Genomic DNA, 15212 nt, shown 5'->3' on the forward strand with positions numbered 1-15212 from the left:
TTTGCGGCGGGCCCAATTACGCCCTGGCGTACTGCCTCGGCGGGCTGACCTGCACCCCCAACTGCTGAGCCGCGTGCCGCGGCCAGTACGGGTCGCGCAGGAACTCCCGGCCGAGCAGCACCAGGTCGGCCGAGCCATCGGCGAGGACCTGCTCGGCCTGCCGGGCGTCGGTGATCATGCCGACGGCCCCGGTGGGCACGTCGGCCTTCCGCCGTACGGCCTCGGCGAACGGCACCTGGTAGCCGGGGCCGGTCGGGATGTCCGCCGTGGGCGTGTTGCCACCGGTGGACACGTCGACCACGTCGGCGCCCAGGGCCGCGAGGTCGCGTGCCAGCTCGACGCTGTCCTCCGCGGTCCAGCCGCCCTCGACCCAGTCGGTGGCGGAGATGCGCACGAACACCGGCACGTCCTCGCCGACGGCTTCCCGGACGGCGGCCGTGACCTCGCGCACCAGCCGGGTCCGGTTCTCCGGGGAACCGCCGTAGGCGTCGGTGCGGTGGTTGCTGAGCGGCGACAGGAACTCGTGCAGGAGGTAGCCGTGCGCGGCGTGCACCTCGACCACCCGGAAGCCTGCCGCCAGCGCGCGCTTCGCCGCCGCGGCGAAGTCGGCGACCACCCGCGCGATGCCCTCGCCGTCCAGCTCCGCCGGCGTCCGGTAGGTCTCGTGGAACGGCACGGGGCTCGGCGCGACGGGCGTCCAGCCGCCGTCGGCGTCCGCGACCCCACCCCGCTGCGGCGCGAACGGCGCGTAGGTCGAGCCCTTGCGGCCGGCGTGGGCGAGCTGCACACCCGCGACGGCGCCGTGCGCGTGGATGAAGTCCACGATCCCCCGCCACGACTCGACGTGCGCGTCGTCCCACAGCCCGGTGTCCTCGGGCGAGATGCGCCCGACGGCCTGCACCGCGGTCGCCTCGGTGAACACGAGACCCGCGCCGCCGACCGCGCGCGAGCCGAGGTGCACCAGGTGCCACTCGTTCGGGTGGCCGTCCCGCGCCGAGTACTGGCACATGGGACTGACCGCGATGCGGTTGGGCAGCGTGACGGTGCGGAGGGTCAGCGGGCTGAACAGCTGGCTCACGTGCGACTCCTGGAAGCGTTCCGGTCCGACAACGGGCCTTGCGGCGCGTCATCACGTCCAAGCTCACCGGATCGGCCCCTTGTTCCCCGGTGTGGCACCCGTCCCACCTCGCGGGAGCTGCGCAATTCCATTCGATTCGGTATTGCGCGTGCATTCGCACGTGATCTTCAAAGGGGGGTCGGCCGGCAAAACGCCGAACAAGAGGACACCAGTTACGCCCATTCGGGTGTACTGTCCGCATCACGTTCGGGGAGACCATCACTTGCCGCCCGACGCAGGTCGGCCCATTGGAAGTTCCCGCCGGTCACGACAGTAACAGGATCCACATGCTGCCCATGCCGACCACGATGACACAGGATCCAGGGTGGCCCAGCAACAGCCTCCTGGGTCGCCTCCGAGACAACACCCGACAAGAGCTGTTGAACATCGGCACGGTCGTGCGGTACACGGCCGACCGCGAGGTCATCGAGCAGGACGCGAAGGACACTCATGTCCTTCTGCTGCTCGACGGCGTGGTCAAGGTGCAGACCACCGACGAGACGGGTGACACGGCGCTGCTCGCGATCAGGGTCGCGGGCGACTTGGTGGGCGAGATGGCGGCGTTGGACCAGAAGCCGCGCTCGGCCACCGTCGTCACGTGCGGCGACGTGGTCGCGAAGCTGATCACCAGCGGTGAGCTGATGAGCTTCCTGCACCGGCGCAACGACGTGTTCGTCGAATTGATCGGGATGATCAACGACCGGCTGCGCTGGGCGAACCAGCGCCGGCGGGATTTCCTGTCCCACCCGGCCGCCGAACGGGTGGCCCGGGTGCTGGCCGAATTGGTGCAGACCTACGGGCGCGAAGAGGCGCACGGGTGGACGTTGGGAATTCCGCTGACGAAGGTGGAACTCGCCTCGATCGCCGGGATGAAGCCGCGCACGGCCGAGAAGGCGTTCTCCGATCTGCGAAAAGCGGGGGTGGTGGTGAGTCACCTGAGGCGTGACGTGCTGGTGCCGGATCTGGCGGGGCTGAGGAAATTCGCGGGCTTCTGACGCGAGACCGCATTTCTGCGGTATTCCCGCCGATGCAGTAGTCCACAGTGACTCTGCGCAGTCGTGTGTCCGCAGTGCGTCAGCACCCGTCGAAAGGCTTGGCCGATGAGCTTCCAGCGCAGTCTGCTGGTGTGTTGTGACCTGAGGAGCTACGGGTCGGCCGACGACCTGCTCCAGCGCGAGCTCCAGGAGCTGCTGGTGCGCAGCCTGGACCGGGCGGGCGAGGCCGCGGGCCTCGACCGCTCGGCGTGGCGGCGGCAGGCCAAGGGCGACGAGGAGTGGGCCGTGCTGCCCGCCGAGACGCCGGAGGGCGACGTCGTCGACCGGTACGTGCGCGCGCTGGACGCCGAGCTGGCCGCCACCAACCGCTACCGGGTGCCGGAGGCCAAGCTGCGGATGCGGATGGCGATCCACTTCGGCACCACGGTCGAGGGCGCCAACGGCTACCCCGGGCAGGACGCCGTGCTGGTCAGCAGGCTGCTCAACAGCGAGCCGGCGCACGCGGCGCTGGAGCAGTCGCCGAACTCCGACCTCGTCGTGGTGCTGTCCGACTCCCTGTTCACCTCGCTGGTCGCGGCCCGGTACACCACGCTGCGGCCCGAGGACTTCCGGCGCGTGGACGTGCAGGTGAAGACCTTCCGGGGGCACGGCTGGATGTGGCTGCCGAGCGGTGACGTGCACTCCCTCGTCCTGGACGCGGCGCCCGGCGCCGAGCCCGGTGCCGAGTCGGCGGCCGACCCGGTGTCGCCCGTCGTCGACTCGCCGTCCACGGTGAACCAGCACGCGGTCGCCTCCGGCTCGTCGACGGTGATCCAGGCGGCCCGCGACGCGTACGTGACGAACCAGAAGGCCGACGTGATCCAGCACTTCGACCGCAACGACCAGCGGGGCTCGCACTTCGGCCCCTCCTACCGCAGGGACACCGACGAGAGGGCGTGAGGTGCGCGAGCAACCGCTGAGACTCCTCGCCGGCGCGGCGGCCGGCGCGCTGGCGACCGTGGCGGACACCGAGCAGTGGCCCGACCTGCGGGCGCGGGTGGCGGCGGCCCTCGCGCCCGACCTGGTCGACCTGGTCAGCGCCCGGATGGACGAGGCGCGCAGCCGGCTCGTCGCCGCGCCGCGCGTGCGGCTGGAGCTGGCGCGGGCCGAGTTCACCACCGAGTGGCGCGGTTCGATCCACACCATGCTGTGGGAACGCCCGGAGGCCGCCGGGCCGCTGCGCGCGGTGCTGCACGACGTGAGCCCCGCCCTGCCGCGCGCGGCCGAGGACTTCGCCGCCGGGGCCACCAGCCGGCGGTGACCGGGCGGTGGCCGACCACGACGTCAGCGCCGCCGACGTGGTGAACAACGACATCAGCGGCACCGTGACCGCCGGGACGGTGGTGCAGGCGGGGCACGTCGCGCACCTCCACGTGCGCCCGGACCCGCCCCTCGCGCTGGCCGGCCTGCCGCCGACGGAGGCGGCGTTCACCGGACGTGCGCAGGACCTGGCGAAGCTGGCGGAGGCGTTGACCTCGCCTCGTCCGGTGCTGGTCACGGCCGTCGCCGGGTTGGCCGGGGTCGGCAAGACGACCCTCGCCGTGCGGGCGGCGAGCCGGTTCGCGGGCGGCGTGCTGTTCATCGACCTGCGGGGCTACTCGGACAGCCCGGTCCAGCCCGCCGAGGCGCTCTCGGTGTTCCTGCACGCGTTGGGCGTCCCCGGTGAGCACGTGCCCGCGGACCCGGCGGCCCGCGCCAACCTCTACCGGTCCGTGCTGGCCGACCGCGCCGAGCCGGTGCTGGTGGTCGCGGACAACGCCTCGTCCGCCGACCAGGTCCGCCCTTTGCTGCCCGGTGGCGGGAAGCACCGGGTGCTGGTGACCAGCCGGGAGGTGCTCGGCGAGCTGAGCGCTCACCAGGTCCGGGTGGACGTGCTGCCGCCCGCCGAGGCGGAGGAGCTGATCAGGGCCGCCGTCCGCACCCGCGACCCCGAGCGCGTCCTGGACGGCCCGGTCGCCGAGCTGGCCGCGCTGTGCGGGCACCTGCCGCTGGCGCTGGGCATCGCGGCGGCGCTGCTCGCCGAGGACGTCGACCTGTCGGTGCGCGACCTCGTCGACCTGGTGGCCAACGCGACGAACCGCCTGGACGAGCTGGAGTACGCGGGCAACTACGCCGTGCGCGCCGCGTTCGAGCTGTCCTACCAGCGGCTGCGCGAGCCGGAGCGGCGGGCGTTCCGGCTGCTGTCGCTCAACCCCGGCGCGCAGACGAGCGCGGAAGCGGCCGCGGCACTGGTCGGCGAGCCGGTCGACAAGGCGAAACGCCTGCTGGCGGGCCTCAAGCGGGCGCACATGGTGGAGCCGGCCGGTCCGGGGCGGGTCCGGTTCCACGACCTGCTGCGGATCTTCGCCGAGGAGTGCTGCGCCCGTGACGAGCCCGACCGCCGGAGCCCGTTCGAACGCCTGCTGGACCACTACGTGTCGGCCGCCCGCGCCGCCTCGCCGTCGTGGATCGGGGTGGAGCGCACGAACCTGGTCGCGGTCGTCGAGCTGGCCGACGACGACCGGGCCGTCGACCTCGCGGTGGCGATCGGCGACTCGTCCGCGCCGACGACGCGGTGGGACGACTGGGAGTCCACCTACCGGCACGCGCTGGTCGCGGCCGAGCGCCGGAACCGGTGGCGCGACGAACGCGTGCTGCTCAACCGGCTCGCGATGCTCGTGCTGGAGCAACGGCGGTTCGACGAGGCTCGTGAGCTGTGCGAACGGGCACTGGCCCGGCACCGCGGGTTCCGGGACAAGCACGGCGAGGCGATCGCCCTCAACACCCTCGGCGACCTCGCGCTCGACCTGCGCGACTTCGACCTGGCGGGCCGGCTCTACGTCAGCGCGGCGCACATGTTCATCGAGCTGGGCGACCGGCGCTGGCAGGCGATCGTCTACAACCACCTCGGCACGCTGCGGTGCTGGCAGCGCGAGTTCGGCATGGCGCAGGTGCACTTCATGGCCGCGCGCCAGATGTACCGGCGGGTCGGCGACGTCCACGGGGAGGCGCGGGTGCTCGCCAACCTGGGCAACCTGGCGCTGCAGACCGGTGACCTCGCCGGCGCGCGGGCGCTGTCGTTGCAGGGGCTGGAGATCTTCCGCGCGGTCGGTGATCGCCTGGGCACGGCGAAAGTCCTGGTGAACCTCGGGATCGCGCACGAGCGCGTCCGGCTCGTGGAGAAGGCGCGCGAATACTGGGGCGAGGCGCGGGACGTGTTCCGCGGGTTCGGGGATTCGGAGTCCGCGAGCCACGTCGAACGGTGGCTCGCGGAACTCGGCGGTCACGGATAGCGGTCAGAGGTAGCGAATTTGTTTCGCTTTTCCGGCGGCCACTTCGTCGTGCGCCGCGGTGATTTCCGGGCGGTGCGCGACTTCCGGCACGCCGACTTCCCACCACGCGCCCGCATCGGTCCACGCGGACGGGTGAGTGCGAATCACGACCACGGCCGGGCGGTGTTCGGTCTTCGCGACTTCCCGGGCTTCGCGGTAGGCGGCACGGAGGCCGTCGAGGTCGTCCACCGGGAACGTCGCGCAGCCCATCGAGGCGGCGTGCGCGGCGAAATCCGTGCGTGGGGGGTGCGTGTGCCGTGTGGTCACGTCGTCGTAGAGGTTGTTGAAGCCCGCGCCGCCCTGGCCGGTCTGGAGGCGGTGGATCACGGCGTAGCCGTCGTTGTCGCACACCACGGCCACGAAACCGTGCCCGGCGAACGCCGCCGAGAACAACTCCGAGTTGAGCATCAGGTAGGAGCCGTCACCCACGAGCGTGGTCACCACGCCGTCCGGCCGGGCGATCGCCGCGCCCCACGCCCCCGCCAGCTCGTAACCCATGCAGGAGAAGCCGTACTCGACGTCCATCGTCGCCTCGCCGACCGCGCGCCAGCCGCCGATCAGCTCGCCGGGCAGGCCGCCGGACGCCGTCATCACGTAGTCCTCCGGCGTCGACTCCTCGTTCACCACGCCGACGACCTGCGCGTACGTCGGCGTGCCACCGGGTGCGCGCAAGCCGTCGACGTGCGCGTCCCACTTGCCGCGTTCTTCGGCCGCGCGGGCGGCCCAGGTCGGGTCGGCCCGCCAGTCCCCGAGGTCGTCGGTGAGTTCGCGCAGGCCCTCGTCGGCGTCGGCGACCAGGGACAGCGCCCCGTGCTTCACCGCGTCGAACCGGGCCGTGTTGAGGGAGACGATCCGGACGTCCGGGGCGAAGACCGTCCACGACGCGGTGGTGAAGTCCTGCAGGCGGGTGCCGACGGCGAGGACGACGTCCGACTCGGCGGCCAGGGCGTTGGCCGAGGTGGAGCCCGTGATGCCGAGCGGTCCGGCGTGCAGGGGGTGGTCGTGCGGGACCTCGGTGCGGCCGGCGGTCGTCTCGACGATCGGGAGGGCGTGCTGCTCGGCGAAGCGGATCGCGCGGCCGGCGGCGCGGGAGTAGCGGACGCCGCCGCCCAGGACGAGCAGCGGTTTCCGCGCGGCGCGGAGGGTGGCGGCGGCGTCGGCGAGGGCCCGGACGTCCGGGCGGGGGCGGTGCGGGCGGTGGAGGACAGTGGTGAACAGGGCGTCCGGGAAGTCGAACGACTCGGCCTGCACGTCCTGCGGGAGGGCGAGGACGACCGGGCCGCAGTCGGCGGGGTCGGTGAGCACGCGTGCGGCTTGGGGCAGGGTGTTGAGCAGCTGCTCGGGGCGGGTGATGCGGTCGAAGTAGCGGCTGACCGCGCGGAACGCGTCGTTGACCGTGGTCGTCGGGTCGCCGAAGTGCTCGACCTGCTGGAGCACCGGGTCGGGCGCGCGGCTGGTGAACGTGTCACCCGGCAGGAGGAGCAGGGGCAGGCGGTTGGCGTGGGCGACGCCGGCGGCGGTGACCATGTTGAGCGCGCCGGGGCCGATGGAGGACGTGGCGACGCCGACCTGGCGGCGGTGGGTGGCCTTCGCGATGCCGACCGCGGCCAGCGCCATGCCCTGCTCGTTGTGGCCGCGCCAGACGGGGAGGTCGGCCTTGGCCTCCTCCAGGGCGTTGCCGAGGGCGAGGACGTTGCCGTGGCCGAAGATCGCGAAGACGCCCGGGAACAGCGGGGCGCGCGAGCCGTCGGGCAGTTCGGTGTGCTGGGCCTTGAGCCAGCGGACCAGCGCCTGTGCGGTGGTGAGCCTCATTCCACCCGTCCTTCCGCGGTCGTGACGGGGCAGCGGGGGTCGAGGTCCTGGCTCGCCCAGGTGTCCCGGATCCAGCTGTGCGCGGGGTCGTCGCAGAACGCCATGGACCGCTCGGGGTTCGGGCCGGCCAGCACGTTCAGGTAGTACATGGGGTAGCCGGGCGCGGCGACGCACGGGCCGTGGTAGCCGCGGGGGATCAGGAAGACGTCGCCGTCGCGGACGAGCACGTCCTCGTCGATGCCGCCGTCGTCGGTGTAGGTGCGGTGGAAGCCGAAGCCTTCACGCGATGGGGTGATCTTGTCGCGGCCGGCGATGCGGAAGTAGTAGATCTCCTCGTTGACGACGTCGCAGGTGTGGTCGTGCTTGTGCGGCGGGTAGGACGACCAGTTGCCGTCGGGGGTGATCAGCTCGCAGGCGATGAGCTTGTCGGCGTGGTCCCAGGTGCCGGGGACGCCGAAGTTGGTGACCTGGCGGGTGGCGTTGCCCGCGCCCCTGACCTCGACGGGGACTTCCTCGGCCGGGCCGTACTTCGGGTCTAGCCTGCGGTCGCACCGCGCCATCGGCAGCGCCATCTCGACACCGTCCTTTGTGGACAGCTTTGCGGTGGCGTCCCGCGGCAGGTAGGCGAAGTCCGTGACGCGGGTGAAGACCGAATCCCGCCCCCTGAGCTCGAACCGCTCGCCGTCGACCTCGACCACGCAGCCGCCGGAGAGCGGCAGCACGAACGCTTCGTAGTCACCGGTCTCGAACGTGGTCATCCCACCGGGGTGCAACAACAACACGCGCAACCCGGCGTGATCCCACCCGGCCACGTCGGCCGTGAGCTCGACCGCGTTCTCCCCGTTCGCCAACGTGCCCAACGGCCGGTGCAAACTCATCCCACCACTCCCTCTCCGCCGCCCACACCCTTTCCCCCGCCTACTCGCTCGCAGCCTTCCACTCCCTCCCCACCTTCCACTCCCTCCCCACCTTCCACTCCCTCCCCGCCGACCCCCGACCGATCCACCTCACGCGCCGCGCGCAACACCGTCGCCGCCGCCTCGACCGCCGCCGCCACGTCACCACCCGGCGGGTAGAGCAAGGCGCGCCCGATGACCAGCCCACGCACGGTCGGGTGACGCAGCGACCGTCCCCACGACGCCAGGTCGTCACTCAGCCGCGCGGACGGCACGCCACCGAGGACCAGCGCGGGCAACGTCGTCGCACCGAGCACCTCATCGGGTGACGGCGGCAGCTTCAACCAGGTGAACGCCGACGTCACCCCCAACCCGGCCGCCACACTCCCGGCCCGCACCAACGCGGCCGAGTCCTTCTGCAACACCAGATCCCCCGCCGCGTTCCGCGCGTACGGCAGCGGCTCGACCATCGCCATCAGGCTGCGCTCGGCCAACGCCGACACCGCCGCCGCGCAGCTCTCCAGCGTCGGCACGGTGCCGGGATCGGAGTCGACCAACCGCAGCAACATCTTCCCGCCGTCCAACCCGTTGCCCGCGATCGACGTGGGGTCGTACGCCGTGAACCGGTCGTCGATCTCCCAGTCCGCACCCGCCAGCCCGCCGCGGTTCATGGAGCCGATGACGACCTTGTCGTGCAGGCCGTCGAGCAGCAGCAGGTCTTCGATCACGTCCGGCGTGCCGAGCACCCCGTCCACCGCCGGGTTCGCCAGCGCCGTGAGCAGGCGGTCCAGCAGTGAGCGGCGGTCGGCCATGGCCAGCGGGTCGCCGCCGACGCCCAGCGCGCCGCGGGCCGGGTGGTCGGCCGCCACCAGGAACAGGGTGCCCTGGTCGGACAGCAACTGGGTCCGCCGCCGGCGGGTCTGGTAGGCGCGGCGGATGGCGGCCGGGTCGGTTGCCCGCGTGTCCAGCAGCGCCGTCCACTGCTCGTCGGTGATCACCTCGCGCCTCCCGCCGTGGTCGCCGCAAGCGCCGCGGGCGGTCCAAGCGCTGCGGTCGGCGAGGTGGTTGCGGTGGTCGGGTAGGTGGTCGGGGTGGGTGTTGAGGTGGTGGTGGAGGGGCGGATTGGGGGTGGTGGGTACGGGTGGTGGTTGTCGGGCGCTCGGTACTCGTTTAACCGAGGAGCGGTAACGGTGTTTCCGTACATTTTCCGGCCATGTTCATCCGATCGTGTTGGCGGGTGGGTGGGGGTCGATTGATCTTGGCACGGGGGCGCGGTGGGCGCCTGTCGAAGGGTTTTCACAGGTGGGCCTCGATTTCCGGCGCGGTCGGCATGGCGTCGGCGCAGGCCAGGCGGGCCGCGACCAGGGCGCCGGCGACGTTGGCGTAGCGGGCGATCCGGTCCGGCGGCCAGTCCGACAGGAGGCCGTGGGCGAGGGCGCCGCCGAACGCGTCGCCCGCACCCAGGCCGCAGACGACGTCCACCGGGTGCGGTGGGACGGTCCACGAGTCAGACGGTGTCGCGAAGAGGACGCCCTCGCTGCCCTTCTTCACCACCGCCAGGTCGACGCCGCGTGACAGGAGGCGGGCGGCGGCTTCCTCCGGGTCCGACGTGCCCACCGCCACCTCGACCTCGGTCCGGTTGCCGACGGCCACCGTGACGTGGTCGAGCATCCAGGCGATCTCACGGCGCGCGGTCGGGAGGTCGGGCCAGAACATCGGTCGGTAGTCGAGGTCCAGGACGGTGTGGGTGCGGCGGGACCGGTGTCGCAGGATCTGCCGTTGCGTTTCACGGGCGGGTGAGGCGGAGACACCCGTTCCGGTCAACCACAGCAGTGGGACGTCGGCCACCAGGTCCCACGGCACGTCCTCCGGGGTGAGGGACAGGTCGGGGGCGAGAGGCGCGCGGTAGAACAGGAGCGGTGGGTCCTCGGGTGGGTCCAGGGCGCAGAAGACGACCGGGGTTTGCAGGTCGGGGGCGGTTCCCACGTAGGACGACGACACGCCGAAGGACTCCAGCGCGGAACGCACGTAGGGGCCGAAGCCGTCCGGGCCCACCTTCGTCAGCACCGCCGACGCACGGCCGAGGCGCGCCGCCGCCACCGCCACGTTCGTGGCCGTCCCGCCGAGCGACTTGGCGAACGTCCGCACCTCCGCCAGCGGCACGCCGCTCTGCTCCGGGTACAGGTCCACCCCCACCCGGCCGACGGTCAGCACAGCGATCGGGTTCGTCATTCGTCCGCACCGCGCAGCTCGTGCGCCAGGGCCTCCAGCTCCGCCCCGCCCGCCATCTGCCTGGTCAGCTCTTCCAGGCTGATCTGCGACTTCTCGTACGTCCCCAGCGCACGCCCGCGCTTGAGCAGCAGGAACCGGTCGCCGACGGGGTAGGCGTGGTGCGGGTTGTGGGTGATCAGGACGACCCCCAGCCCGCGATCTCGCGCCTGCGCCACGTACTTCAGCACCACCCCGGCCTGCTTCACGCCGAGCGCGGCCGTCGGCTCGTCCAGGATCAGCACCTTCGCCCCGAAGTGGACGGCCCGCGCGATCGCCACGCACTGCCGCTCGCCGCCGGACAGCGTGCCCACCGGCTGCTCCACGTCCCGCAGGTCGATGCCCATGTCGGCCAACGCCGTCCGCGTCACCCGCCGCCCCTGCTTCCGGTCCAGGAAGCGGAACGGTCCGAAGCCCACGGTCGGCTCGGACCCGAGGAAGAAGTTGCGCCACACGCTCATCAGCGGCACGACGGCCAGGTCCTGGTAGACGGTGGCGATGCCCTGGTCGAGGGCTTCGCGCGGCGACGAGAACGTCACCGCCGAGCCGCCGACCAGGAGTTCGCCGGAGTCGTGCCGGTGCACGCCCGCCAGCACCTTGATGAGCGTGGACTTGCCCGCGCCGTTGTCGCCGAGCACGCACGTCACCTCGCCCGCGTTCACGACGGTCGAGACGTCCCGCAGCGCGATCACGCTGCCGTAGGTCTTGCCGATCCCGCGCGCCTCCAGGAGTGGACTCATCGCCGCACCCTCTCCGCCCGCCGCCGCAGGGCGTTGTTGACCAGCACGGCGGCCAGCAGCATCACGCCGAGGAACAGCTGGAACCAGTCGGAGTTCCAGTTCGCGTAGACGATGCCCTGCCGGGCCATGCCGAAGATCAGTGCGCCGATGGCCGCGCCGACGGCGGAGCCGAACCCGCCGGTGAGCAGGCACCCGCCGATGACGGCGGCGATGATGTACTGGAACTCGAGTCCGATGCCCTGGTTGGCCTGCACGCTGGTGAACCGCAGGATGTTGATCGACCCGACCAGCCACGCCGCGCCGGCGGTGGTCATGAACAGCAGCACCTTGGTCCGCAGCACGGGCACGCCGACCGCCCGTGACGAGAGCGGCGACCCGCCGACCGCGAAGATCCAGTTGCCGAACCGGGTGCGCAGCAGCACGGTCGCCGCGACGACGGTGACGAGGACCCACCACAGGATCGACACGTAGAACGCCGTGCCGCCGAGGGTGAACGTGGAGGCGAACAGGTACCCGGCCGACGAGTAGCCGTCGGCCGAACGCATGCCGGACACCTGCACGCTGCCCGTGACGAGGCGGGTGACGCCGAGGTTGAGGCCCTGCAACGCCAGGAACGTCCCCAGCGTCACGATGAAGCTGGGCAGCCCGGTGCGCAGCACCAGCCACCCGTTCAGCGCGCCGACCGCCAGCGCGAACGCCAGCGAGGCGAGCAGCGCGAGCCACACGTTCCAGCCGAGCCTGGTCGCCAGGATCGCGGTGACCAGCGCGGTCGACGCGGTCATCACGCCGGCGGACAGGTCGAACTCGCCGCCGATCATGAGCAGGGCGACGGCGACCGCCATGATGCCGAGGGTGGACGCGTCGTCCAGCCAGGTCGCGACGCCGCCCGTGCTGAGGAACCGCTCGGTCGCGACCGAGAAGAACGCGAAGACCAGCACCGCGCCGAGCAGCGCGCCGATCTCGGGCCGCAGCACGAGCCGGTCGAGCAGCCGCGCCGAGCCGACCCTGTCGTCCGGCAAGGCGGACAGCTCGGGGGTGTCCGATCGCGAAGTCACCGGCGTCCCCCTCAGCGGGTGCCGCGCTCGGCGTACTCGGCCACCTTGTCCACGTTGGACTTGTCGACGAAGCCGGGTCCGGTGAGGACCGGCTTGCCGCCGCCGACGGTGTTGGCGTTGTCGCGGTAGAGCTTGAGCATCACGATCGGCAGGTAGCCCTGCTCGTACTGCTGCTGGTCGACGGCGAACAGCACGTCACCGGCTTTGATCGCGGCGGTGACGTCGGCGTTGAGGTCGAACGTGGCCACGGCCGCCTTCGAGGACGCGCCCTTGACCGCGCTCACCGACGATCCCGCGACCTGCGGGTTCAGCGTGAGCACGGCGTCGACGGACGGGTCGGTCTGCAGCGCGCCCTTGATCCGGGACTCCACGTCGGTGGGGTTGTTGATGTCGACCTGGAGGTTGGTGACGGTGCCGCCGAACCCGGTGCGGGCGCCGTCGCAGCGCTGGTTGAGGCCGACGTTGCCCGCTTCGTGGATGACGCACAGCAGCTTGGTCTTGCCCGCGTCCTTGAGCTTGCGCCCGGCTTGCTCGCCCGCGACGCTCTCCTCCTGGCCGACGTGCGCGAGCGCGCCGAACGACGCGCTCTTGTCGGAGCCGGAGTTGATGGTGATGACCGGGATGCCCGCCTTGACCGCGTTCTCGATCGAGGTCTTCACCGCGTCGGGGTTGGCCATGGAGACCACGATGCCGCCGACCTGCTGCGACACCGCGTTGTCGATCAGGGTCGACTGCCGGCCCGGGTCGCCGTCGGAGTGGTAGTCGACGGTGACGCCGAGCTGCTCGCCCGCGGCGGTGGCGCCGTTCTTCACCACGTTCCAGAACGCGTCGCCGGCCGTGCCGTGGGTGACGACGGCGACGCGCAGGTCACCGCTCGGGGCCGGGGCGGCGGCGGTGTTCGTGGTCGTGTTCTCCGCGCCGGGGCCGCTGCACGCGGCCAGCAGCGCGAGCCCGGTGAGGGCGAGGCCGGCACGCAGGGCCTTTCGAGTGGACGTCATCGTCTCTCCTCGGTGGGTGGAAATCAGGCGGTGATCCGGGTGAGGTGCGCGAGGCTGCGCGCGGTGTCCCGCACGGGGGTGTCGAGCGGGCTGTCGTCGCCGAGCGCGGTGTCCTGCTCCAGGACGTACCAGCCGGTGTAGCCGGCGTCCCGGAGGAACGCCACCAGTGCCGCCACGTCCACGTCGCCGTCGCCGAGCGGCACGTACATCCGCTGCCGCACGGCGGCCGTGTAGCCGATGTCCCCGTCGCGGACGGTGGCGGCGATGTCGGCCCGCACGTCCTTGAGGTGCACGTGCCCGATGCGCCGGGGATGGCGGCGGGCGAGGTCGACCGGGTCCGTGCCGCCGATGAGGAGGTGGCCGGTGTCCAGGCAGAGGTCGAGGTCGGAGTCGGCGAGGAACCGTTCGACCTCGGCGGCGCGTTCGACGTGGGTGCCGACGTGCGGGTGCAGCGCGGTGCGCAGGCCGTGGTCGGTGGCGCGGTCGCGGATGAGCGCGGCGGTGTCGACGAGGGTGCGCCACTCGTCGTCGGTGAGCGCGGGGCGTTCGTCGTAGCCGTCGAGGCCGGTCGCGGCGGCCAGCACGAGGACTTCCGCGCCGGCGGCGGCCAACAGTGCGGCCACCCGGTCGGCTTCGTCCACTGTGGACTGCTCGCCGGTGTGGAGCGGGACGGCGAGGAAACCTCCCACCAGTGCGAGACCGTGTTCGTCCAGCAGGGACTTCAAGGCTGACGGTTCGGCGGGCAGGTAGTCGGGCGGGCCGAGTTCGGTGGCTCGCAGGCCCAACGACGCCATCTCCGCGAGCACGGTGCCGGCGTCAAGGACTTGGCCCCACCCGGGCACTTCGGAGACTCCCCACGAGATCGGCGCACCGGCGATCTTCACGCGACAACCTCCGTCTCCACGCGAACCGGGGCGCCCGATCGCCGCGACCGCTCGCACGCCTCGGCGAGCCGGAGGCTGATCAGACTTTCCCGCGCGGGCGACGGGTTCGCCACCGTGCCCGCCACGACCTGCGTGAACACGGCCATCTCGGCCAGGTAGGCGCGGTGGAAGCGGTCCGCGAAGCCGGGGTAGGCGTCGCCCGCCGCCTTCGGCCCGTCGGGTTCCAGCGACGTCAGCGGCGTGCGCGGGTCGAGGCCCACGGCCAGGGAGTCCCGGCTGCCCAGCACCTCGATGCGGTGGTCGTAGCCGAGCGGGTCGTGCCGACCGCCGGCCAGCACGGCGTGCGCGCCGCCCGCGAACTTCAGCAGCACCACGGCGTTGTCCACGTCGTCGGCCTCCGCGAACGCCTGGTCCACCAGCACGGACCCCGACGCGTACACCTCCACCACCGGTTCGCCGACGAGCCACGGCACGGCGTCCAGGTCGTGGATCAGCAGGTCGCGGAAGATGCCGCCGGACTGGGGCAGGTAGCCGAAGTCGGGCGGCTGGGCGTCGTTGCCGAGCGCGCGGACCAGGTAGACGTCGCCGACCTCGCCCGCGCGGACGCGCCGGTGCAGTTCGGACACCGCCGGGTCGAACCGGCGCTGGAACCCGACCAGCACCTCCACCCCGGACGCCTCCACGTCGTCGACCAGCGCGCGCATCTCGTCCAGGTGGCTCGCGATCGGCTTCTCGCACAGCGTGGGCACGCCCGCCGCGATCGCCGCACGCAGCAACGCCGGGTGGGTGGTCGTGGGCGTGGCCAGCAGGACGCCGTCACTCCCGGTGAGCAAGGCGTCGAGGTCGGGCACGCCCCTGGTGCCGGGCAGCAGGGCCGACGCCTGCGCCGCGCGGCCGGGCGCCGGGTCGAACAGGAGCACTTCGTCGACCTCGTCGAGGGTGGCCAGGTTGGCGGCGTGCATGGTGCCGATCCGGCCTACGCCGGCAACTCCGATGCGCATCCCGCTGTCTCCGTCCTGGTAGAGGCGGTCTCCGGTTAGAGCGCTCTATTTGTTGGAGCGCTCTAAGGCTGTAGCGTCCGTCACACGGGTGTCAAG

General features: G+C 72.0%; 14 protein-coding genes. 4 read left to right on the forward strand and 10 right to left on the reverse strand.

The window, feature by feature from the left end; all coding sequences use genetic code 11:
* Positions 1–16: 16 nt before the first annotated feature.
* On the reverse strand, positions 17–1078 hold the full coding sequence (locus tag ADK67_RS00200) for an NADH:flavin oxidoreductase/NADH oxidase (RefSeq protein WP_053714277.1): 1062 nt from the start codon (positions 1076–1078) through the stop codon (positions 17–19).
* Positions 1079–1497: 419 nt separating this feature from the next.
* Here ADK67_RS00200 and ADK67_RS00205 point away from each other — a divergent pair, with 419 nt between their 5' ends.
* The 4 genes from ADK67_RS00205 to ADK67_RS00220 all read left to right on the forward strand — a co-directional run bounded on the left by ADK67_RS00205 (position 1498) and on the right by ADK67_RS00220 (position 5423).
* On the forward strand, positions 1498–2112 hold the full coding sequence (locus ADK67_RS00205; RefSeq protein ID WP_231647952.1) for a Crp/Fnr family transcriptional regulator: 615 nt from the start codon (positions 1498–1500) through the stop codon (positions 2110–2112).
* A 105-nt stretch (positions 2113–2217) separates the two neighbouring features.
* Positions 2218–3051: a hypothetical protein gene (locus ADK67_RS00210; RefSeq protein WP_053714279.1), complete on the forward strand. Its 834-nt coding sequence runs from the start codon at positions 2218–2220 to the stop codon at positions 3049–3051.
* A gap of 1 nt (position 3052) precedes the next feature.
* Positions 3053–3412, forward strand: a complete 360-nt coding sequence (locus tag ADK67_RS00215; protein ID WP_053714280.1) for a hypothetical protein — start codon at positions 3053–3055, stop codon at positions 3410–3412.
* Positions 3413–3419: 7 nt separating this feature from the next.
* Positions 3420–5423, forward strand: coding sequence for a tetratricopeptide repeat protein (locus ADK67_RS00220; protein ID WP_053714281.1), 2004 nt, complete (start codon positions 3420–3422; stop codon positions 5421–5423).
* A 3-nt stretch (positions 5424–5426) separates the two neighbouring features.
* Here the strand turns inward: ADK67_RS00220 and iolD are convergent, their stop codons facing one another.
* The 9 genes from iolD to ADK67_RS00265 all read right to left on the reverse strand — a co-directional run bounded on the left by iolD (position 5427) and on the right by ADK67_RS00265 (position 15116).
* On the reverse strand, positions 5427–7274 hold the full coding sequence (gene iolD / locus ADK67_RS00225; protein ID WP_053714282.1) for a 3D-(3,5/4)-trihydroxycyclohexane-1,2-dione acylhydrolase (decyclizing): 1848 nt from the start codon (positions 7272–7274) through the stop codon (positions 5427–5429).
* Positions 7271–8152 carry a 5-deoxy-glucuronate isomerase gene (iolB, locus tag ADK67_RS00230; protein WP_053714283.1) on the reverse strand — a complete coding sequence of 294 codons (882 nt, stop codon included), beginning with the start codon at positions 8150–8152 and terminating at the stop codon, positions 7271–7273. The genes iolD and iolB overlap by 4 nt, the downstream gene beginning before the upstream one ends.
* On the reverse strand, positions 8149–9168 hold the full coding sequence (locus ADK67_RS00235) for a Cgl0159 family (beta/alpha)8-fold protein (RefSeq protein ID WP_231647977.1): 1020 nt from the start codon (positions 9166–9168) through the stop codon (positions 8149–8151). Before ADK67_RS00235 ends, iolB begins: the two co-directional genes overlap by 4 nt.
* 298 nt (positions 9169–9466) lie before the next feature.
* On the reverse strand, positions 9467–10402 hold the full coding sequence (gene iolC, locus ADK67_RS00240; protein WP_053714284.1) for a 5-dehydro-2-deoxygluconokinase: 936 nt from the start codon (positions 10400–10402) through the stop codon (positions 9467–9469).
* Positions 10399–11178: an ATP-binding cassette domain-containing protein gene (locus ADK67_RS00245; RefSeq protein WP_053714285.1), complete on the reverse strand. Its 780-nt coding sequence runs from the start codon at positions 11176–11178 to the stop codon at positions 10399–10401. The genes iolC and ADK67_RS00245 overlap by 4 nt, the downstream gene beginning before the upstream one ends.
* Entirely contained in the window at positions 11175–12206 is a 1032-nt protein-coding gene (locus ADK67_RS00250; protein WP_053714654.1) for an ABC transporter permease, read from the reverse strand. Before ADK67_RS00250 ends, ADK67_RS00245 begins: the two co-directional genes overlap by 4 nt.
* A gap of 38 nt (positions 12207–12244) precedes the next feature.
* Positions 12245–13231, reverse strand: a complete 987-nt coding sequence (locus ADK67_RS00255) for a sugar ABC transporter substrate-binding protein (protein ID WP_053714286.1) — start codon at positions 13229–13231, stop codon at positions 12245–12247.
* 23 nt (positions 13232–13254) lie between these two features.
* The gene (locus tag ADK67_RS00260) at positions 13255–14115 is read right to left on the reverse strand and encodes a TIM barrel protein (protein ID WP_053714287.1); all 861 of its coding nucleotides are present in this window, start codon (positions 14113–14115) and stop codon (positions 13255–13257) included.
* Positions 14112–15116, reverse strand: a complete 1005-nt coding sequence (locus tag ADK67_RS00265) for a Gfo/Idh/MocA family protein (protein WP_053714288.1) — start codon at positions 15114–15116, stop codon at positions 14112–14114. The genes ADK67_RS00260 and ADK67_RS00265 overlap by 4 nt, the downstream gene beginning before the upstream one ends.
* Positions 15117–15212: the final 96 nt, after the last annotated feature.

Origin of the sequence: Saccharothrix sp. NRRL B-16348 (genome assembly GCF_001280085.1) — a bacterium.
In the GTDB taxonomy this organism is placed as follows: Bacteria; Actinomycetota; Actinomycetes; order Mycobacteriales; family Pseudonocardiaceae; genus Actinosynnema.

Coding starts and splice junctions, on each gene's coding strand:
- ADK67_RS00210 (WP_053714279.1), top strand. CDS start 2,218: ATGAGCTTCCAGCGCAGTCTGCTGGTGTGTTGTGACCTGAGGAGCTAC.
- iolD (WP_053714282.1), bottom strand. CDS start 7,274: ATGAGGCTCACCACCGCACAGGCGCTGGTCCGCTGGCTCAAGGCCCAG.
- iolB (WP_053714283.1), bottom strand. CDS start 8,152: ATGAGTTTGCACCGGCCGTTGGGCACGTTGGCGAACGGGGAGAACGCG.
- iolC (WP_053714284.1), bottom strand. CDS start 10,402: ATGACGAACCCGATCGCTGTGCTGACCGTCGGCCGGGTGGGGGTGGAC.
- ADK67_RS00245 (WP_053714285.1), bottom strand. CDS start 11,178: ATGAGTCCACTCCTGGAGGCGCGCGGGATCGGCAAGACCTACGGCAGC.
- ADK67_RS00255 (WP_053714286.1), bottom strand. CDS start 13,231: ATGACGTCCACTCGAAAGGCCCTGCGTGCCGGCCTCGCCCTCACCGGG.
- ADK67_RS00265 (WP_053714288.1), bottom strand. CDS start 15,116: ATGCGCATCGGAGTTGCCGGCGTAGGCCGGATCGGCACCATGCACGCC.